Origin of the sequence: Actinomadura atramentaria DSM 43919 (assembly GCF_000381885.1) — a bacterium.
Lineage (GTDB): Bacteria > Actinomycetota > Actinomycetes > Streptosporangiales > Streptosporangiaceae > Spirillospora > Spirillospora atramentaria.
Window position 1 is genome coordinate 150,337 of record NZ_KB907222.1, and the last position, 17,974, is coordinate 168,310.

The 17,974-nt window shown below is 75.4% G+C and carries 21 protein-coding genes; all 21 read right to left on the bottom strand.

Going from position 1 to position 17,974, the window contains the following annotated elements; all coding sequences use genetic code 11:
* Positions 1-74 precede the first annotated feature (74 nt).
* Positions 75-428: a nucleotide pyrophosphohydrolase gene (locus G339_RS0127820; protein WP_019634343.1), complete on the bottom strand. Its 354-nt coding sequence runs from the start codon at positions 426-428 to the stop codon at positions 75-77.
* Positions 429-450: 22 nt separating this feature from the next.
* Positions 451-1,317, bottom strand: coding sequence for an RNase H family protein (locus G339_RS0127825; protein WP_019634344.1), 867 nt, complete (start codon positions 1,315-1,317; stop codon positions 451-453).
* Positions 1,318-1,491: 174 nt separating this feature from the next.
* Positions 1,492-2,118, bottom strand: coding sequence for a prepilin peptidase (locus tag G339_RS0127830; RefSeq protein WP_019634345.1), 627 nt, complete (start codon positions 2,116-2,118; stop codon positions 1,492-1,494).
* Between the two features lie 76 nt (positions 2,119-2,194).
* Positions 2,195-2,590, bottom strand: a complete 396-nt coding sequence (locus G339_RS0127835; protein WP_019634346.1) for a hypothetical protein — start codon at positions 2,588-2,590, stop codon at positions 2,195-2,197.
* Positions 2,578-3,084, bottom strand: coding sequence for a DUF3592 domain-containing protein (locus tag G339_RS0127840; protein ID WP_019634347.1), 507 nt, complete (start codon positions 3,082-3,084; stop codon positions 2,578-2,580). The genes G339_RS0127835 and G339_RS0127840 overlap by 13 nt, the downstream gene beginning before the upstream one ends.
* Positions 3,081-3,608 carry a DUF3592 domain-containing protein gene (locus G339_RS0127845; protein WP_019634348.1) on the bottom strand — a complete coding sequence of 176 codons (528 nt, stop codon included), beginning with the start codon at positions 3,606-3,608 and terminating at the stop codon, positions 3,081-3,083. The genes G339_RS0127840 and G339_RS0127845 overlap by 4 nt, the downstream gene beginning before the upstream one ends.
* Before the next feature lie 3 nt (positions 3,609-3,611).
* Complete coding sequence (locus G339_RS0127850; RefSeq protein ID WP_157408051.1) at positions 3,612-4,166, bottom strand: hypothetical protein; 555 nt, start codon at positions 4,164-4,166, stop codon at positions 3,612-3,614.
* Positions 4,163-5,761 carry a hypothetical protein gene (locus G339_RS0127855; RefSeq protein ID WP_019634350.1) on the bottom strand — a complete coding sequence of 533 codons (1,599 nt, stop codon included), beginning with the start codon at positions 5,759-5,761 and terminating at the stop codon, positions 4,163-4,165. Before G339_RS0127855 ends, G339_RS0127850 begins: the two co-directional genes overlap by 4 nt.
* 141 nt (positions 5,762-5,902) lie before the next feature.
* Entirely contained in the window at positions 5,903-7,075 is a 1,173-nt protein-coding gene (locus G339_RS37175) for a C40 family peptidase (protein ID WP_240489920.1), read from the bottom strand.
* A 139-nt stretch (positions 7,076-7,214) separates the two neighbouring features.
* A complete protein-coding gene (locus G339_RS37180; protein WP_019634352.1) occupies positions 7,215-8,738 on the bottom strand; it encodes an OmpA family protein in 1,524 nt (507 codons plus the stop codon).
* Between the two features lie 16 nt (positions 8,739-8,754).
* A complete protein-coding gene (locus G339_RS0127870) occupies positions 8,755-8,997 on the bottom strand; it encodes a hypothetical protein (protein ID WP_019634353.1) in 243 nt (80 codons plus the stop codon).
* Between the two features lie 105 nt (positions 8,998-9,102).
* Entirely contained in the window at positions 9,103-9,759 is a 657-nt protein-coding gene (locus G339_RS0127875) for a response regulator transcription factor (RefSeq protein ID WP_019634354.1), read from the bottom strand.
* Positions 9,756-10,919 (bottom strand): sensor histidine kinase, encoded by a 1,164-nt coding sequence (locus G339_RS35540; protein ID WP_019634355.1) that lies wholly within the window; start codon positions 10,917-10,919, stop codon positions 9,756-9,758. The genes G339_RS0127875 and G339_RS35540 overlap by 4 nt, the downstream gene beginning before the upstream one ends.
* Complete coding sequence (locus G339_RS0127885) at positions 10,906-11,787, bottom strand: type II secretion system F family protein (protein WP_019634356.1); 882 nt, start codon at positions 11,785-11,787, stop codon at positions 10,906-10,908. The genes G339_RS35540 and G339_RS0127885 overlap by 14 nt, the downstream gene beginning before the upstream one ends.
* The gene (locus tag G339_RS0127890) at positions 11,787-12,719 is read right to left on the bottom strand and encodes a type II secretion system F family protein (RefSeq protein ID WP_019634357.1); all 933 of its coding nucleotides are present in this window, start codon (positions 12,717-12,719) and stop codon (positions 11,787-11,789) included. Before G339_RS0127890 ends, G339_RS0127885 begins: the two co-directional genes overlap by 1 nt.
* Complete coding sequence (locus G339_RS0127895; RefSeq protein ID WP_019634358.1) at positions 12,716-14,020, bottom strand: TadA family conjugal transfer-associated ATPase; 1,305 nt, start codon at positions 14,018-14,020, stop codon at positions 12,716-12,718. Before G339_RS0127895 ends, G339_RS0127890 begins: the two co-directional genes overlap by 4 nt.
* A 12-nt stretch (positions 14,021-14,032) precedes the next feature.
* The gene (locus G339_RS35545) at positions 14,033-14,386 is read right to left on the bottom strand and encodes a TadE/TadG family type IV pilus assembly protein (protein ID WP_019634359.1); all 354 of its coding nucleotides are present in this window, start codon (positions 14,384-14,386) and stop codon (positions 14,033-14,035) included.
* On the bottom strand, positions 14,383-14,775 hold the full coding sequence (locus tag G339_RS37185; protein ID WP_019634360.1) for a TadE/TadG family type IV pilus assembly protein: 393 nt from the start codon (positions 14,773-14,775) through the stop codon (positions 14,383-14,385). The genes G339_RS35545 and G339_RS37185 overlap by 4 nt, the downstream gene beginning before the upstream one ends.
* Complete coding sequence (locus G339_RS36235) at positions 14,772-15,932, bottom strand: CpaE/TadZ family protein (RefSeq protein WP_019634361.1); 1,161 nt, start codon at positions 15,930-15,932, stop codon at positions 14,772-14,774. The genes G339_RS37185 and G339_RS36235 overlap by 4 nt, the downstream gene beginning before the upstream one ends.
* Positions 15,929-16,660 (bottom strand): Flp pilus assembly protein CpaB, encoded by a 732-nt coding sequence (cpaB, locus tag G339_RS35560; protein ID WP_019634362.1) that lies wholly within the window; start codon positions 16,658-16,660, stop codon positions 15,929-15,931. The genes G339_RS36235 and cpaB overlap by 4 nt, the downstream gene beginning before the upstream one ends.
* The gene (locus G339_RS35565) at positions 16,657-17,520 is read right to left on the bottom strand and encodes a hypothetical protein (protein WP_019634363.1); all 864 of its coding nucleotides are present in this window, start codon (positions 17,518-17,520) and stop codon (positions 16,657-16,659) included. The genes cpaB and G339_RS35565 overlap by 4 nt, the downstream gene beginning before the upstream one ends.
* Positions 17,521-17,974 lie beyond the last annotated feature (454 nt).

A 17,974-nucleotide genomic window follows, 5' to 3' on the forward strand; every position in this document is an offset into this window, starting at 1 on the left:
CGTCGCCGCGTGCCCAGTGGGACGTGCCGCGCCGCGCGCGGTTTACCTCCGGTGACACGAACGTGGCGCGGGGGTCAGAGGGGTGGGGCCTTGGCGGCGGTGGCGCGGTAGGTGGGGACGTCGTAGCGGCGCTCGACCTCGTCCTGCTTGGCGTGCGCGGCGGCGACGAGGTCGATCCCGAGGCGGTCCGCCAGGCGCGCCAGGTAGGACAGGACGTCGCCCATCTCGGCGGCGACGCGCGCGTGGGCGGCCGGGTCGGCGCGCAGGTCCTCGGCCTCCTCCGGGGTGAGCCACTGGAGTTCGGCGACGAGTTCGCCGACCTCCCCGGCGAGGGCCATCGCGAGGTTCTTCGGGGTGTGGAACCGGTCCCAGTCGCGGGCCGCCGAGATCGCGCGGAGGCGCGCGGTGAAGTCCTCGATCTCTCCCATGCCGGCCAGCTTAGGGCGGCGGTCAGGCGGCGGGGCTGGTGGTGGAGGCGTGGTCGTGCCAGTCCGCGAGGAACGCGCGGACCAGGCCCTCGGCGCGCGTCGTGGCGTCGAAGGACGTGGTGAGGCGGCGGCGCGCGATCGAGGCCAGCGAGTCGGCGGTCTCGTTCAGCGGGTGCCCGGCGTGCCCCTTGACGTGGCTGAGCCGCAGGTCCGGGCGGGCCGCGACGGCGGCGGCGAGGCGCACGAGCGTCGGCGTGCCCGAGCGGCGGCGGCGCGTCCGGTACGCGTTCGGCATCGGCGACAGGTCCCCCGAGCGCCACCGGCGCAGCAGCCGCAGCGCGCCGAGGCTGTCGACGAGCAGGGTCAGCGGCCCGTCGTCCCCGACGCGGTCGAGCAGCAGCGCGACGGCCCGCAGCTCGCTGACCAGCACGTCCACCGGCCCCGGCGGGTCGTACGGCCCGGCGACGCGGCCGTGCATGCCCCACCGGCCGTCGCTGACGACGTACCCGAGCCCGCAGGCGCGCTGCTTGCAGGACGCGTCCGTCGCCGCGATCCGCGGGCCGGGCCGCCGCGCCCACTCGGCGAGCGAGCCGTGGAACCCGGCGCGCGGGGACGCCTTCGGCGCGGCGGTGAGCGGGCAGCGCCGGTGGTGCCGCCCGGTGCGGACGTAGTGCTCGGCCTCCGCGAGCGCGAGTTCGGCCCAGCGCAGGTCGCCGTAGCGGGCGGCGGTGAAGCACAGGTCGAGCGCCTGGCGCGCGGCGGCGCAGCAGTGGCAGGCGTGGGCGCGGACGGCGGCGGGGCGGAGCGGCCGGGCGCGGTCGGCGGCCGGGCGGGGGAGAAGGAGGAGGCCGGAGTCGAACCGGTGCGGCGGCATCGTCGTCGAAGTCATGAGGACGGTCCTCCTTCGCATGACATCAGTCCATATAGGCACCAAAGTACACATGACTGAGCATTTCATCAACGGTGATAATGGTAGCGACGGGGGTGTTCAGTCCGCGTAAAAGCGCGCCCGATTTCGGGGGACGGCCCCGAAGAATGGCGGGACAAACGCGCGGTAAATCGCTCAGGCGGCGGCCGTGAGAACGCCCAGGAGCGTCCCCGCGAGCATGTACGGGCCGAACGGGACACCGCCCCGCAGGCTCCGCCGCGCGACCGCCGCGACGAGCCCCGCGACCCCCGCCAGCAGCACCGTCGCCAGCAGTCCCGCGCACCACGCGGCCGCGCCGGACCAGCCGAGGTACAGCCCCGTCACGCCGGACAGTTTCACGTCGCCCATTCCGAGCGCGCTCGGCGCCGCGAGCCGCTGGACGCCGAACACCGCGAGCATCGCCGCCATTCCGCACAGCGCCCACAGCAGATGCCGCCAGCCGTTCTCGGTGAACGGCGCGGCGGCGGCGAGCAGGATCGCGCCGACCGGATAGGACGGCAGCGTGAACGGGTCCGGGAGCCGGTGGACGGCCGCGTCCACGAACGACAGCAGCGTCCCGACGACCGCGAGGTACAGCAGTGCGGGCAGCACCGGATCAGCCCCGAACCGCCGCGCCAGAAGCGCGCAGATCAGCGCGGTGACGGCGGCGGACGCGGCGCGGCGGCGACGGGGGACCGCACCGGTGTACGGCGCGGCGAGCGCGGCCAGCCGCCACCCGGCCGCCGCGCCCGCGCCGGTCAGCGCGAGCAGCGCTGGCAGCATCGGTCGGCGGGGGATCGGCGCACGCCTCCATCCCACCGCCTGGAACCCGGGCGGCGCATGGGCCCGTGGGCCCGGGTCAGGCCCGCGTGCCCGCCGCAGCCCCGGCCAGCCCCGCGCACAGCGCCAGCGCCGCGACCGGCAGCGACCCCTCGACCGAGTTCCCGAACTGCACCAGCGCGCAGACCGCGACCGGCCCGGCCGCCGCCGCGGCGACGCGGCCCCGGGCGGCGGCCCGGCGCAGCCGCCGCGACGCCAGCGCCGCGCCCGCGAAGCACGCCGCGCCCTGCGCGACGACGGCCAGCACGGCCGACGACCACCAGAACGCGTCCGACAGCACGACGTCCGGCCCGGCCGGGAAGAACGCCGCGACGAGCAGCGCCGCCAGCACCGCCCCGCCCAGCGCCGTGCCGCCGCCGAGCAGCACCGCCGCCGTCCACGCCCGGACCTCGCGCGGGCGGGTCAGCTCAGCCACGCGCCCACCCGCTCGCTCGTCCACTCCGGCCAGAACAGGTAGGCGGTCAGCGCCGTCCCGACGACCGCCATCACCGCGACCTCGGCCAGGACCGGCAGCGGCCCCGCGTCGAGCCGCGCGTCCGCGTCCGGCGCGGCCGGATCGTAGCGGACCCGGACCGGCGAGCCGACCGCGCGCCGCGCCGTCCGGTGCTGGGTGAACGCGTGCGGGGTGCCGTCGACGGCGGTGAACTCGACCGTCACCGCGCAGCGCGGCTCGTCGACGCCGTCCTGCTCGCACGCCACGACGGTGCCCGCCGTCCGCGCGGCGCGGCCCCGGAACCGCAGCTCACCGGCGGCGACGACGGGGATCAGCGCGAGCAGCAGCGGCCCCCCGGCGGTCAGCGCGGCGTTGCGCAGCCAGACGTCGGGGAGCGCGCCGCTCAGCGCGAGCAGCGTTGCGACGGTCGCGACGAACGCGGCGGGCAGGACCGCCCGCCGTCCCGTGGGCCTCATCCCGGCAGATCCGATCCGTGCGCCGTGAACCACGCGGCCGCGAGGAGCGCGGTGGTGAACAGGGAGCCGACCGCCGCGACGACCGCGACGAGGAACGCCGTCGCGGCCGGGCTCGCGTCGAGCCGCGCCCGGCGGGGCGCGGCCGGGTCGTAGCGGACTTCGATCGCGGACCCGGCGGGACGCGCCCACCGGTCCCTCTCCCGGAATGTATGCGATGTCCCGTCAAGGGCGGTGAAAGCGACCGTCAGCAGCGGCCGTCCGTGGTCGAGCTCGGTGCCCCGGCACGCGACGACGGTCCCGGACGCGCGGACGGCGCGGCGGCGGAACCGGCGCTCGGCGACCGCCAGCGCGGGCGCGGCGGCCAGCAGCCCCGGCCCGCACGCCGTCAGCAGGACGAACCACACGCGCGGGTCGGGCGGCGCCCAGACGATCCAGGTCAGCGCGGCGGCGGGCGCGCCGACCGCCGCGAGCGCGACCGCGCGCGCGAGGACCGCCGGCGAGGGGGCGCCGACGCGAAGCGGCACGGCTCACTCCTTGATCAGGCGGAAGGACTCATATATTCGGGCCAGGTCCGCGTTCGCGGAACCCGACACGGGTGAACGCAGAATGAAGCCGCGGAGAACATGGTCGCGGGTGAGCACGAAGAGGCCGAGCATCCGGAACGGCACCTTCCCGGACGCGCCGTCCGCCGCGTAGGTGGCCTCGATCCGCCGCGCGGCCGCCGCGCCCTCGACGCGCGCGGCGCGGTCGGCGGTGACGGTGTACCCGTTGAGCAGCGCCGCGCCCCGGAACTGGCGGACCTGCACGCCGAGGCCCCGCCGCCAGCCGGGGACGCGTTCGAGGTGGACCTGGCCGTCGTAGAGGCCGGACGGCAGTTCGGGGCCGTTGACGTCGAGGACCGGGCGGTTCCGCTCGTCGGTCGTGCGCACCGGCCGCCAGCCGGCGGGGTGGACGAACGACACGCCGCCGCCCCGGTAGCGGACGAATCCGTCGGGGACGGGCGGTTCGTCCGGGCCGCCCGAGCAGGCGCCGAGGGATATGGCCGCGCCGAGAACGGCGAGAACCGGGATCGTGCGGTTCATCGGCACGGCTTCCAGTCGATCCAGCCGAGGCCGGGCTTGTAGTACTCGGCCGAGCGCAGGACGTTCTTCTCGTCCTCCTCGCTCAGTTCGAAGACGCCGCCCCAGTCCTTCTTGCGGCCCTTCGCCTTGCCCTTGCCCTCCAGTTTCCCGGTGTCACCGTCGTTGTCGTAGACGGTGCGGGACATCGTGCCGCCGCCGGACTGGAAATAGCGGTCGAGGGCGTCCCCGTCGAGGCCGGTGAAGAAGCGTTTCAGCGCGGCGAGGTCGTCGGGGTCGGTGAGGTCGAGGGTCTTGTCGGTGATGGTGCGGCGGCCGAACAGGATCCACTGCTTCCCGTAGGTCGCCCCGGCCTTGTCGCCGACGTCGTTCTTTCCGTCGAACTTCCCGTCGGCGCGGACGTACACCACGTCCTGACCGTTCTCCGTCTTCGTCATCCGGATCAGGTCGCCGTTCTTGTCGTAGGTGAGCGCATAGGTGGTCCCGCCGCGGTGCTTGTAGTTGATGCCGCCGCTCGGACGTAGTTTCAACTGGGTCTTGATCTGGCTGCGGTATCCGGCGTCGAGGTGGAACTCCGGACCGTATTTCGCGCGCAGGGTCCGTTCGACGAGGGCCATCGCCGCCTCCAGCGCGTCGTCCATTCCGGCGGCGGCGCGCTGCCGCATTCCCGCGGGCAGCCGGTCCCAGATCGCGGAGAAGTCGATCTGGACGGCGACCTCGGCCTCGCCGCGCCGGGTGAAGTAGTCGGTCTGCTGCCCGGTGCGGTGGTCGGTCTGGGAGCCGACGGTCAGCCAGCCCCGGCCCTTGAACGGCACCTTGACCGCTTCCAGCGAGCCCTCGCCCTTGAAGCCGCCGGTCAGGCCGCCCTCGGTGTAGGACGACGCCGGGTCGCGGTCGGGTTCGCTGCCGCCCATCCACCGGTCGATGTCGTCGCCGACCCACGGCAGTTTCCCGCCGAGCCAGGCCAGCCCGCCGGTGACGGGGTTGGTGCGGAAGGTGAATTTCGCGGCGTTCCCGATGCGGTGCTTCAGGAGGTCGTCGTAGAACTCGCGGGCCTCGGACTCGCTGCCGAAGCGGTAGACGTTCCCGTTGGTGATCTGCGCGCCGGCCCACAGTTCGGCCTTGAAGCCGATGTCGCCGCCCTTCTCGATCCCCTCGCCGGCGCCGAGTTCGCCCCAGGTGAAGTCGCCGACCTCCCAGAAGGGGACGCCGTCCGGCCCGACGCGTTTGGTGATCTGCAGCGTCCCCCGGCTGTTGGTCCGGGCGTCGGCATATCGGAAGGGAATGGTGACGGTCTCTTCGAGGTAATGCGATTCGTACCCGGCGTTGCACGCCTGCACGGGCTGGTCGGGGTCGCGGCCGAGGGGGACCGGGGGGACCGCGGGCTCGTCGCAGCGGTCGGCCGCGCCGCCCGCGTGCAGCACCCGGCAGATCGCGGTCTCGGCGGCCGAGACGAGCCGCCCGCCGGGCTGGACGACCATCAGCGCGACGACGACGGCGGCGACGAGCAACAGGATTCCGACGAGGGGCAGCGCGCCCTCGCCGCGATCCTGGAAATGATCTCGCCGCAGTTCTTCGTCCCCGCCGATGTGCAGCACGCCGAGAGGTTGCCACGTCCTTCTCGGATTTCCCTGGGGCCGTGGGCCCAAAAGCGGGCCCAAATGATCGGGCGCGGATTCGGCGATAAACGCCACAACACCGTCGCCCGAGGGGGACGGCGGTGCTGCGGAAGTGTCAGTTCAACGGTCTCCGGCGGGCGGCGTAATGCGGACGCCCGCGTAGAAACCGCGCCCCGCGATCGGCGCGACGCGGACGGTCTCGCCCGTTCTCGGCGCCTCGACCATCTGCCCGTTTCCCGCGTAGACCGCGACGTGTCCGGGATTGGGCAGGATGAGGTCGCCCGGCCGCAGTTCCCCGGCGGACACCCGCAAACCGGCGTTGACCTGCCCGTACGTCGTCCGGGGCAGCGTGATCCGCCCGCGCGACGCCTGGTAGACCGCGTACTGGGTGAGTCCGGAGCAGTCGAACCCGACCGTGTTCGCGCCGCTGTATCCGCCGGGCGAGCAGCAGATCCCGGTGCCCGGCCCGGACGCGCCGCCGCCGCCCCACGAGTAGGGCGTCCCGATCCAGCACTGCGCCCACGCGACGACGCGTTCGCCGAACGGGAGCCCCGGATCGGGCGTCCTGCCGTTCTTGCAGTGGTTCTGGACGGTTCCGCCGCCGCCGTCGATGCCGGAGAACGGCGTCCCGGTGTAGGGCGTCGGGTCCTCCTTCGCGACGAGCCTGATCTTGAACAGCCGGATGATCCGGGAGCGGGGCGCGCCGCCGCCGTTCTGCCGCCAGACGGTCACGCCGTCGCAGCGCAGCTCGTCGTAGTTCGCCTCGGCGTCGGTGCCGCCGTGGTTGACGTGCCGGCACTCGGGCAGCCGCAGCTCGGCGACGGCCGTCGCCGTCCCGTGGCCCTTGACGATCCCCGTCCTGCCGCGCGCGTCGGTGCAGACGTTGCGGCGGTGCGCGAGGTCGTCGCGGTCGCGGTCGGTCAGCTCGCCGTCCTCCTTGATCACGCAGCCGCGCGTGCGGACGGACGCCTTCATCGTCTGCCCGCGCGCGCCGGACGGCGTGACCTTCCCGGTGAGGACCGCGCCGTCCGCGGCGGCGTACCGGCGCGCGGCGCGGGCGTAGGGGGTGTCGGCCGCGCCCGTGTCCGGGGCGACGGACCACAGCCCGACGAGGTCCGGCGGCTCCCCGGCGCGCGCCGCGGCCAGGGCGGCGTCGCGCAGCGGGGTCACCGCCGCGACGGCGGCGGCGTCCGCCGCCGTCTGCGCCGCCGAGCGCAGGTCGTTGGCCCGCGCGACGCGCAGCGCGGTGAGCGCGAGTCCGGCGGCGCACAGCATCGCCACCAGCATGATCATCTGCACGGACCCCGCGTCGCGCCGGGAATCGCGGCACCGAGAGAACACGACGTACGCACCACCGGTGTTCGTCTTCGTTTTCCGACGACGTGAACCTAGGTCCGCGCGCCGTTTCCGGCCAGGGTCCACGGACCCAATCTCAGCTCACCGGAACTCCGTCCATCGACTTGAATCCGGGAATGTCGACGGTCACCGAGGAAACGTCCGACGGAACGCGGAACATCGCCCACGCGACCAGACTTTCACCCGCGCGCAGAACGGGCGACGCGACGGCCGTCCCGTACTGCGGGCCGAGCGTCTCGAATTCCGTGTGCAGTGCGCGGGACGCCTTGCCGTCGAACCGCAACCGGACCGCGTACGGCCCGTTCTGCCCGTACTTGCCCTGGTCGGTCACCGAGAGGCCCGCGCGCGGGTCGTAGCCGGTGTCCGGGTCGTCGTCGCGGATCGTCCAGACCAGCGCCGCGTACCCGTTCGCGTCCCGGCGCAGCGCGTGGACGGCCGCCTCGCCGCGCTTCGGCCACGTGAAGCCGGATCGCGGGAGGAACGACGGCGAACCGGTCACGGGCGCGCGGGCGAGGACCGGCCGGGGGAGTGTTTCGCGCCTGCCGTCCCCGCTCGCCGCGGGAGCGGGCGCGGACGCGGGCGGCGGCGCGGGCCGCCGGAACGTCACGGTCACCCGCCGGTTCCGCCGCCGCCCGTCCGCGGTGCCGTTGCTCGCGACCGGCTCGCGCGACCCGTGCCCGGCCGCCCGGAACCGCACGTCGGCGCGGGTGACGAGGTCCTTCAGCGCGCGCTCGACGGCCTCGGCGCGCCGCCGCGACAGCGGTTCGTTGACGGCGTCGTCGCCCGTCGAGTCCGCGTGCCCGTCGATCCGCACGAGCGGCCCGGCGGACTGGTCGATCCGCTGCGCGGTGCGCCGCAGGACCGCCCGCGCCGCCGGGGTCAGGTCCGCCTCGTCGACGGCGAACAGCACGTCGGTGGACAGGTTGACGCGCAGGTCCGCGCCGTCGTCGTCCTCGCTCGCCGCGTCGTCCTCGACCGTGCTGGTCACCGGCACCGTCACCGGCTCGGCCACCGCGGCGGCGGACGGGTCGAGCGTCCGGTCGCCGAGCGCGACGGGCCCGGCCGGGACGTCGCGCAGCGGCACGTCCAGGAACGGCGCGGCGTTCGGGAACAGCACGTCCAGCCGCGCCGTGCCCGGCGGCGGGGCCGGGAGGACGGCGGCGACCTCGCGCTCCCCGCGCGCCGGGACGTCGAAGGACGCGAGCCCGAAGCCGGTGCAGAGGCAGCGGCCGTCCGTGCCGGTCAGCGGGTACGAGCGGCGCAGCGACGCGCCGTCGAGGACGCTGATCCCCGACATCGCGTCGCCGTCGACCCGGTCGCCGAAGCCGTCCGGCCCCGCCCACGCGCCGCCCCGGTGGACGCTCAGCCGCCGGTCGTCGTCGTCCCGCAGGACGAACCGCGCGACGACGACCTTCCCGACCATCCGGTCGAGCGACACCAGCCGGACGGACACCGTGGGATCGTTCACGTCGTACCGGACGCCCAGGTCGCCCGGCCGCGCGGACGGCGACGGCGGCGGCGCGGACGACGGCCCGCCGCCGCCCGCCGAGCACCCGGCCGCGAGCAGCACCGCCAGCGCCGCCGCGCACGCGCGCCTCACGCCCCGGCCCCCGGGATCAGCCGCCGTCGGTCGGCTTGGTGCCCGAGCAGCCCTCGTTCTTGCCGACCTCGCCGCCGCCCCCGGCCGAGATCACCTTGTCCACCGCGCACTGCATGCCGCCGGTGAGGCGCTTCCCGATGTCCGCCTGGAACAGCACGATGATGATCGACGCGACCAGCAGGAGAATCCCCACATAGCCGAGGGGCCCCACATCGCCCCGGTCGCCGTGGAACGACAACCGCTTCCTGATGGCGTCCATTGAATTCCTCCGGCCTCTCCGTTACCGCACTGTCCATGACGGTACGGTCGCGGCCGTTCGGCCCAAAGGGCCCGGGGGCCCAAGCCGGACCCATGCGCGGACCTGTCATCGGCGCCTTTCCTCCGTCCCCTCGGTGCCGAGCCAGCGCGCTATCGCGGCGGCCCGGTTCGCGGCGGCGAGTTTGGTGAAAATACGGTTCACGTGGTTTTTGACGGTCTTCTCGGTGAGGAACAGCCGCGCCGCGATCTCCCGGTTCGCCAGGCCCCGCGCGATGAGGTCCATCACCTCGGTCTCGCGCGCGGACAGCCCGTACCGGGACCGGTCGGCGGTGGGCGCGGCCGGGGCGTCCCGCACGGCCGCGACCAGCGCCCGCGCCGCCTGCGGGGACAGCGGGTTGCGCTCCCCGGCGGCGACGGCCCGCACCGCCGCGACCAGCTCGTCGGACGTGAAGGAGCCGTGGACGAGATAGCCGCCCGCGCCGCCCCGGATCGCCGCCCGCACGACCGCCGGGTCGTCGGTGTAGGTCAGCATCAGGACGGGCGCGTGCGCGCTGATCCGCCCGGCCGCCGCCACGCCGTCGAGCACCGGCATCCGCACGTCCAGCAGGACGGCGTCGGGCCGCAGCCGCGCGGCCAGCTCGATCGCGCGCCGCCCGTCGCCCGCCTCCCCGACGACGGCGACGTCGTGCAGCTCCAGCAGCGCCGCCAGGCCGGACCGCACCACCGGGTTGTCGTCGGCGACCACGACCCGCAGCGGGCTCACGCCGCGACCTCCCGCGCCGCGACGGGCACCGCCAGCGCGACGACCGTCCCCGCGCCCGGCGCGGACCGCAGCTCCAGCGCCGCGCCCGCCCGCGCCGCGCGCTCGCGCATGCCGACGATGCCGTACCGGCCCGTCCGCGCCGCGTCCTCGCCCGTCGCGAACCCGCGGCCGTCGTCGGAGACGCGCAGCGCCACCGTGCCGTCCGCCAGCTCCAGCACCACCTCGACGCGTTCGGCGGCGGCGTGCCGCGCGACGTTGTCCAGCGCCTCCCGCAGGATCGACAGCGCCTCGTGCCGCGCGGCGGGCGGCAGCGCGGCGGCCGGATCGGCGCGCACCGCGACCGCGACGCCGGCCGACCGGCCCCACGCCCGCGCCAGCTCCCCGACCACCGCGGCCAGCGGCGCGCCGCCCGCGTCCCGCCGCAGGTCGGTGAGCAGCGCCCGGACCTCCTCGAACGCGGTGTCGGCGGCGGCGGCGACCTGCCGGGCGCGGTCGGCGGCCCGCTCCGGCGACGCGGCGACCCAGCCGGGCAGCGCCCCGGCCGCCAGCGCGATGCCGCGCAGCGTCTTGGCGACGGAGTCGTGCATCTCGCGGGCGAGCCGCGCCCGCTCCTCGGCGGCCGCGGCGGCGACCTCGGCGGCGCGGCGGGCCTCGGCCAGCGCCGCGTTGTCGGCCAGCAGGCGGCGCAGCGCGGAGCCCGCGAACGCGCCGACGAAGTAGAACAGCGGCGTCCCGATGAACGTCTGGAACGTCGGGGCGACGCCCAGCTCCGTCACCGACACCAGGTACAGCAGCGCCTGGAGGACGGAGATCAGCGTCGCGCCCGGCCACCGCAGCAGCAGCCCCGCCAGCACCGACGTCACGACGGTGTGCAGGAAGAACGGCCCGAGCACGCCGCCCGCCGCGAGCACCGCGTACGACACGACGACGTCCAGCGCGACGAGCGTCGGGTGCCGCGCGAGCGCGGGGGAGATCCGCTCCCACCCGGCCAGCGCCACGCCCGACAGCGCGATGGCGCTGACGATCACGAAGCCGGACGCGAGATCCACCGTCTCCCACGGCAGCAGCAGCGCCCCCACGAACCCGACGAGGACGCGCAGCTTCATCAGCAGCCGGAACGCGGCCCCCGTCCGCGCCGCGTCGCCGTCACCCGAGGACATGGAGCAGCGCCCCGCCGGTCCCGAAGAACAGCGCCGCCGCGATGAGCAGCACCACCCCCGGGATCATGAAGAACGTCGTGATCAGCGTGATCTGCGGTTCGGCGCGCTGCGCGCGGCGGCGCGCCGCCTGGTGCGCCTCGCGCCGCATGTCCACGCTGATCTGCCGGAGCGCGGCCGACAGCGGCGCGCCCAGTTCCTCGGCCTGCAGGATCGCGGTGACGAAGCTCGACAGCGCCGGGCTGTCGTTGCGGCGCCGCAGCTCCTCGAACGCCTCGCGCAGCGGCGTGCCCAGCTCCATCCGGCGCAGCGCCGTGCGCATCTCGTCGGCCAGCGCGCTGTCCATGCCCGCCGCGACGCGGTCGAGCGCGTGCCGGAACGACAGGCCCGCCGACACGGTCACGGTGAGGACGTCCAGGAAGTCCGGCAGCGCCTTCTCGATCTCGGCCTGGCGGCCGCGGATCTCGTACCAGAGCATGACGTCGGTCTGGACGAGCCCGATCGCCAGCAGCGGCACCGCGAACACCGGCTTCCCGGCGACGAGCATCAGCAGCGCCGCCCCGCCGTACACGGCGAGGCTGCCCGCCCGGTGCCGCGCGTAGTCCTCCACCGTCATCCGCACCCCGGCCCGCGCGATCCGCCGGGCGGCGCGGGCGCGCCGGGCCGGGCCGAGCGCCCGCAGCAGCGGCGGGGCCAACGGCCGCCCGGCCGCCTCGACGAGCCGGCCGAGCGGCCCGAACCCCTCGCTCGTGCGCCGCGCGGCGGCGACGGCCGCGTCCCGCTCGGCCGGGACGGGCGCGGCCCGCAGGTGCAGCCCCCACACCAGCAGGACCGGGCACAGCGCCGCGGCGGCGGCCAGCAGCAGCGCCATCAGACGTCGATCCTGGTGACGCGGCGGAACAGCACGAGCGCGACCGCGAACAGCGCGATCACCACCGCGAGGACGGCCAGTCCCGCGACCGACCCGGTCATCTTCGTCATCACGCCGGGGCTGACGAGCGGCAGCGCCAGCAGCAGGCACGCCCCCATCCCGGTGATCGTGTAGCCGACCGCGAGGGACTGCCCGAGGATCGTGCGGACCTCCCGCCGCGTCTCCTTGCGCTGTTCGAGCGTGGTGGAGATGGACCGCAGCGAGGTGATGAGCGATCCGCCCGCCCGCGCGGACACGACCAGCGTGCCGACGAGGACGGCCAGCTCGCGGGACGGCAGCCGGTCGCGCAGCTCGTACATCGCGTCCTCGAAGCCCTGGCCGAGGCGCAGCGCCTCGGCGGTCCGGTTCAGCTCGGTGCGGGCCGGTTCGTCCAACTCGTCGGCGGCCATCGCGACGGCGGTGCGCAGCGACAGCCCGGCGGCGGTGGCGTTGCCGAGGACCCGCGCCAGCTCGGGGAGCTGCGCGACGAACTCCTCGCGCCGCCGGTCCTCCTGCCGCTGCAGGTACACCAGCCCGGCGCCCGCCGCGACGCCCGCGACGATCAGGCCGAGCGCGAACGACACGAACACGCCGAGCACCGCGAGCAGCGCGGCCCCGCCGCCGCCCCCGGCCAGCACGACCGTCCCGACCCGCGCCCGCAGCCCGGCCGCGGCGATCCGGCGGGCCAGCCGCCGCCCGAACGGCGTCCGGCGCAGCCGCGCGTCGAACCGGTCCAGCCGGGACGGGCCGCGCCGGTCGTCGTAGCCCCGCCCGCCGCGTTCGGCGAGCGCGGCGCGCTGGTCCAGACCCCGCCCGTACTCCCAGGCGGCGGCGGTGAACAGGACGAGGACGACGGCGAGCAGCAGCAGGACGAGCGGATAGGGCACGGTCACGGCGTCTCTCCCGGCAGGAACGGAACGGGGACCGCCTCCCCGGCGTGGCGGAGCCGGTCCGCCAGCCGGACCGGCAGCGGGCGGTGCTCGAACCGGCCGCGCACGACCCGGTCCGGCCCGAGCGGCTCGCGGACGAACCGCAGCACGCTCTCGGCCCGGATCGCCTCGCGCCGCCCGGACACGACGGCCGCGACCTCCGCGATCCGGCGCGACCCGTCGGCGGACCGGTCCAGGTGGACGATCGCGTCCACCGCGTTGTTGATCTGGTCGCGGACGGCCTCGTAGGGGATCTTCACCTCGCTCATCGACGCGAGCGTCTCCAGCCGGTGGACCGCGTCCTCCGCCGAGTTCGCGTGGACGGTCACCAGCGACCCGTCGTGCCCGGTGTTCATCGCCTGGAGCATGTCGAGGGTCTCCGCGCCCCGGACCTCGCCGACGATCACCCGGTCCGGCCGCATCCGCAGCGCGTTGCGGACCAGGTCGCGGATGCTGATCGACCCCTCGCCCTCGATGTTCGGCGGCCGCGACTCCAGCCGCACCACGTGCTCCTGCTGGAGCTGCAGCTCCGCCGAGTCCTCGATCGTGATGATCCGCTCGCCGCCCGGCACCAGCCCCGACAGCGCGTTCAGGAACGTCGTCTTGCCGGTGCCCGTGCCGCCGGTGATGACGATGTTGAACCGGGCGCGGACGAACGCGGCGAGCAGGTCGGCGGTCGGCGCGTCCAGCGAGCCGAGCGCCACCAGCTCGTCCATCCGGTACGCGCGCGGGAACCGGCGGATCGTCAGCACCGGGCCGACCAGCGACAGCGGCGGCACGATCACGTTGACGCGCTCGCCGCTCGGCAGCCGCGCGTCCACCATCGGGCTGGACTCGTCCACCCGCCGGTTGACCTGCGCGACGACCCGGTCGATCGTCTGGTAGAGCTGCGCCTCGCTGGCGAACGCCAGGTCGGTCCGGGTGATCCGGCCGCCGCGCTCCACGTACACGCTGTCGGGGCCGTTCACCATGATCTCGGTGACGGTCGGGTCGTCCAGCAGCGGCTCCAGCACGCCGAGGCCCAGCGCCTCGTCCACGATCCGGCGGATCAGCATCGCCCGCTCGCGCGTGGACAGCACCGGGCCCTCGCGGCTCAGGATGTGCCCGATCACCTTCTCCAGCCGCGCCCGCCGCTGCGCGGTGTCCAGCCCCGCCAAGTCGTCGAGGTTGATGTCCTCCAGCAGGCGGCGCCGCCACATCGCGACGCTCGCGCCCGCCTGCCGGACGTCGCCGTCCTCGGCGTCGAGCCGCCTCTTCAGTCCCATGTCAGCCCCATGTCAGCCTCCGACCGGCATCGACACGCGGCGCTCCACCGCCGCGCCGAACGGGACGCCGGGGAACAGCGGCGGCACCCGCGCCCGGACCTCGCAGACCACCGTGTCGCCGCGCTGCGACACCGCCACCCGGCTCCCGCCGAGCCAGCCGGGCAGCGCCGCGCGGGCCGCGCCGCCGCCCGCCGCCGCGCCGCGCATCGCCCCGACCCGCGCGCCCGCCCGCGCGGCGTCCTCGACCTTCTCGACGGTCGTGAACGACGCGTACACCTCGAAGCAGCCCGCGAGCGCGAACAGGAAGAGGAACAGCATCGAGACGTACTCGGTCGCGGCGCTGCCCGCGTCGCCCCCGGCCCTCACGGCGCGTCCTCGTCCACGATCCGCGTCCGCGCGCTGACGGTCGCGGGCAGCAGCAGGCCGGGGAACACCGCCGGGGGCCGGATCGACACGCGCACGTAGCCGCAGTCGGGGTCGCGCGGGCCGTCGTCGTCGCAGGCCGCGCCGGTCGGGTAGCGGACGCGGATGTTGCGCTCGTCCGCCCAGGTCCCGTAGACGCGCTCCACCGCGCCGTCGCGCACCGCCCGCGGGCCGCCGCCGACCGCCGCGACGCGCGCGCCCTCGTTCGCGGCGTGCGCGCTGTACGTCATCGCCATGCCGATCAGGAACGCCTCCCACACCAGCAGGACCGTCGTCAGCACCAGCGGCAGCATCCCGACGAACTCCACCGCGCCCCGGTCCCGGCCGCTCACGGCGCGTCCTCGGGGAGCACGCCGAGTTCGACGCCGAGCCGCGCCACCGCGCGGCGGTAGCCCTCGTCGTCCACGCGCGCCACCGCGTCGTCGTTGATCGCCCGCTCCAGCGCGCGGAACGCGGGCGGGACCGTCGCCTTCGCCGGGGCCGCGCCGAGGACGCGGGCGGCGAAGTCCGGCTGGATCTCGCTCCTGCGGTCCAGCCGGGTCAGGACCGGCACGACGTCCTCGGGCTTGCGGACCTGGAGCCGCGCCCACAGCCGCGTCATCCGCTTGGCCGCGCGCAGGCACGGCAGGTCCGGCGTGACGGTCAGCGCGACCGTGTCGGCCAGCTCCACCGCCGTGACCGAGCCCTCGGTCATGAACGTCCCGCAGTCCACCAGCACGACGTCGTAGCGGGACCGCAGCACCCCGAGGACGCGGCGGGCCGCCAGCGACGTGACGTCCTCGGCCTGCTCGCCCTCCGCCGGGGCCAGCAGCACGTGCGGGCCCCCCGCGTGGACGTACAGCGCGTCCGCCAGGAGCTGCCCGGTCAGCGCGTCCGCGACGCCGACCAGGTCGACGATGCTGCGGCGGTGCGTCAGGTCCAGGTAGCTCGGGACGTCCCCGCACTGCAGGTCCATGTCCACCAGGCACACCGTGCGGCGGCGGGCGGCCGCCAGCGCGAGCTGGACGGCGAGGGTCGTGGTGCCCGTCCCGCCCTTCGCGCCCGCCAGCGCGACGACCCGGCCGCGCGCGCCCGCCTCGGCGCGCGGTCCCGCCGCCAGCCAGCGGCGCATCCCGCGCGACCACTCGGCCGCGCCGGTCAGCCGCGCCGTCAGCTCGTCCAGGCTCGGGCGGCGCGGCATGACGCCGCGCGCGCCCGCCTCCAGCGCGCGGGCCAGCGACTCCTCGTCCACCCGCGGGCTGAGCAGCACCGACGCGACGTGCGGGGCGCGCAGCCCGAGGTCGCGCGCCAGGTCGTGGGCGGGCTGCGGGCCGATCAGCTCGTCCACCAGGACGACGTCCAGGTCCTGCGGCGACGCCGCCACCGCCAGCAGCTCCGCCGAGCCGGACTCGACGCCGACCACCTCGACGTCCGCGAGCTCGGCGACCTGCGCGCGCAGCCGCACCGCCAGCTCGTGGTCGCCCGTGCCGAGGAGCACCCGCACGGTCACCGCCCCGCCTGCGGGGTCTCGCACAGCTTGTTGAACGGCGGCTTGGCGTCCTGGCTGCCGCCGACCAGGGCGAGCCGGACCTTCCGGGCGAAGCTCTCGGCGTAGGTGAGCTTCAGGACGTCGTCGGAGTTCAGCGCGAACGTCACCGGCATCACCTCCGAGGCGCCCTGCGCCGCGCTCTTGCCGTCGCCGCGCGAACCCTGCTGGACCTCGCCCGCGTTGATCACCTGGACGCGGTTGAGCACGCGCACCGCGCAGGCCGACGTCGTCCGGTCGCCGTTCTGCGTCGAGTCGAACGACGCGTACACGTCCACGATCGAGCCGTTGCGGACCTTGCCCGCGACGCCCGTCTCCGCGTCGATCATGATCGCGATCTCCCGCTGGCCGGGGCGCAGGCTCGGCTCGTCCAGGAACATCCCGCGCTGCAGGTACGCGCCCGCCGGGATCGCCCCGGCCGCGACCTTGCCCTGCAGCTCGGCGACGTTCGTCACGAACGCGCCGGTGGACCACTTCTTCGGGATGCGGACCTGCCGGAGCGGCGCGGACGTCACCGGATCGAACGCCGCGACGTCCGCGCCCGCCTGCAGCACGGTGGTCATCTGGCCGACCGCCGCGTCCGCGTCGGACCGCACCCGGCCGACGTAGCCGAGGACGGTGACGAACACCAGCACGGCGCCGGCGGCCGCCGCGGCCATCAGCAGGACGCCGCGGCGCTGGCGAGGGTTCATGGGGCTCCGTTCCGTGGAGGGGAGGACGGCGTCTCGGCCGTCGCGGGCTCGGCCGCGGCCGGCCGCGCCATGCCGCAGAACGGGCAGCGCGGCCCGGCGACCTCCGCGCCGCACCACGGGCACGGCGCGCAGCGCAGCACGGCCAGGGCGCGCGACAGGTCGTCGGGGTGCCCGCTGAACGCGGCGAACTCGGCGTGCCCGCGCACGCCCCAGTACGCGTCCGCGAGGGGCTGCGCCGGGACGGACGTGACCGACGCGGCGCGCAGCGCGGGCGCGAGCCGCTCGTCCGCCCACGCCGCGTCCGGGCCGTCCGCCGACGCCAGCAGCAGCACCGGCTCCAGCGGCCGCCGCGGCGGCTCGGGGACGGGCCGCGCCGCCGTCACCCGGTGGACGCCCGGCTCGGCCCCGGCCAGCACGACGAACGCGCTGCCCGGCAGGTACGACGCGACGTGCTGGCGCAGGCCCGTCCGGACGTGCTCCAGCCGCGCCACGCTGCGCACCCGCGCGCCCGCGACGACCCGCGCCGCGAGGACGCCCGGCAGGCACGCCAGCGCGCCCGGCGGGACGTGCGGCGCGACGAACGCGAGCTGGTCCGCGACCACCGAGAACGCCAGCGGCGGCAGGTCCACGCCCACCGCCGCGACGCGGTCGGTGTCCAGCAGCGCCCTTGCCCGCCGCACGAGCCGCACGGCGGCGTCCGCGTGCCACGCGGGATGCACGACGACGGCCGCGCCGTGCTCGTCGAGCGCCCGCTCGGCCCCGGCGAGGAACGCGTCGGCGTCGTCCGGCAGCCGCAGCGCCGCCGAGTCGGGGACGATGCCGGTGGGCTCGACCGCGCCGACCGTGATCACCGCCGTCATCGCGCTCCCCTTTCCGAAACCGTTCCACCGCCCGGACACCGCCCGGCCGGAACGCCGCAGAACAACGCCCCGGCGACCGCTTCCCGCCCTTGGACGCTCCAAAGAGGATTGCACCGATCTCGTGGCTGGATGATCTAGATCGGAGGTTATTTCGCTTTTGTCATCGTTCGTTCCCGGGGGCTTCACCGGGCGTCCACCGGCCCCGCCGGCGCGGGGCTCGCGAGCGGGTGAGGGTACGGGCGCGGCGGCGTGAGGAAAGCCTGGCGGGGCGGTCGGATGGCCGGGTTCGCCAATGATCGGTGATCACTGCGGTGACCTGGGGATTCGTTGGCCGGGCGGGTGAAGCGGGCTGGTGGTGAATTGTCGGAATAGGTCGCTGGGAAACATCCGATTTCCGGCCGTGGCCGCGCGGCGGATCGGCGGGTTATCAATGGAAGGGCCCTGTCCGCCCCCG

Coding starts and splice junctions, on each gene's coding strand:
- G339_RS0127830 (WP_019634345.1), bottom strand. CDS start 2,118: ATGCTGCCAGCGCTGCTCGCGCTGACCGGCGCGGGCGCGGCGGCCGGG.
- G339_RS0127870 (WP_019634353.1), bottom strand. CDS start 8,997: ATGGACGCCATCAGGAAGCGGTTGTCGTTCCACGGCGACCGGGGCGAT.
- G339_RS0127885 (WP_019634356.1), bottom strand. CDS start 11,787: ATGGCGCTGCTGCTGGCCGCCGCCGCGGCGCTGTGCCCGGTCCTGCTG.
- G339_RS0127825 (WP_019634344.1), bottom strand. CDS start 1,317: ATGACTTCGACGACGATGCCGCCGCACCGGTTCGACTCCGGCCTCCTC.
- cpaB (WP_019634362.1), bottom strand. CDS start 16,660: ATGAACCCTCGCCAGCGCCGCGGCGTCCTGCTGATGGCCGCGGCGGCC.
- G339_RS0127840 (WP_019634347.1), bottom strand. CDS start 3,084: ATGAGGCCCACGGGACGGCGGGCGGTCCTGCCCGCCGCGTTCGTCGCG.
- G339_RS0127895 (WP_019634358.1), bottom strand. CDS start 14,020: ATGGGACTGAAGAGGCGGCTCGACGCCGAGGACGGCGACGTCCGGCAG.
- G339_RS35540 (WP_019634355.1), bottom strand. CDS start 10,919: ATGTCCTCGGGTGACGGCGACGCGGCGCGGACGGGGGCCGCGTTCCGG.
- G339_RS0127850 (WP_157408051.1), bottom strand. CDS start 4,166: ATGAACCGCACGATCCCGGTTCTCGCCGTTCTCGGCGCGGCCATATCC.
- G339_RS35565 (WP_019634363.1), bottom strand. CDS start 17,520: ATGACGGCGGTGATCACGGTCGGCGCGGTCGAGCCCACCGGCATCGTC.
- G339_RS37175 (WP_240489920.1), bottom strand. CDS start 7,075: ATGATCATGCTGGTGGCGATGCTGTGCGCCGCCGGACTCGCGCTCACC.
- G339_RS0127820 (WP_019634343.1), bottom strand. CDS start 428: ATGGGAGAGATCGAGGACTTCACCGCGCGCCTCCGCGCGATCTCGGCG.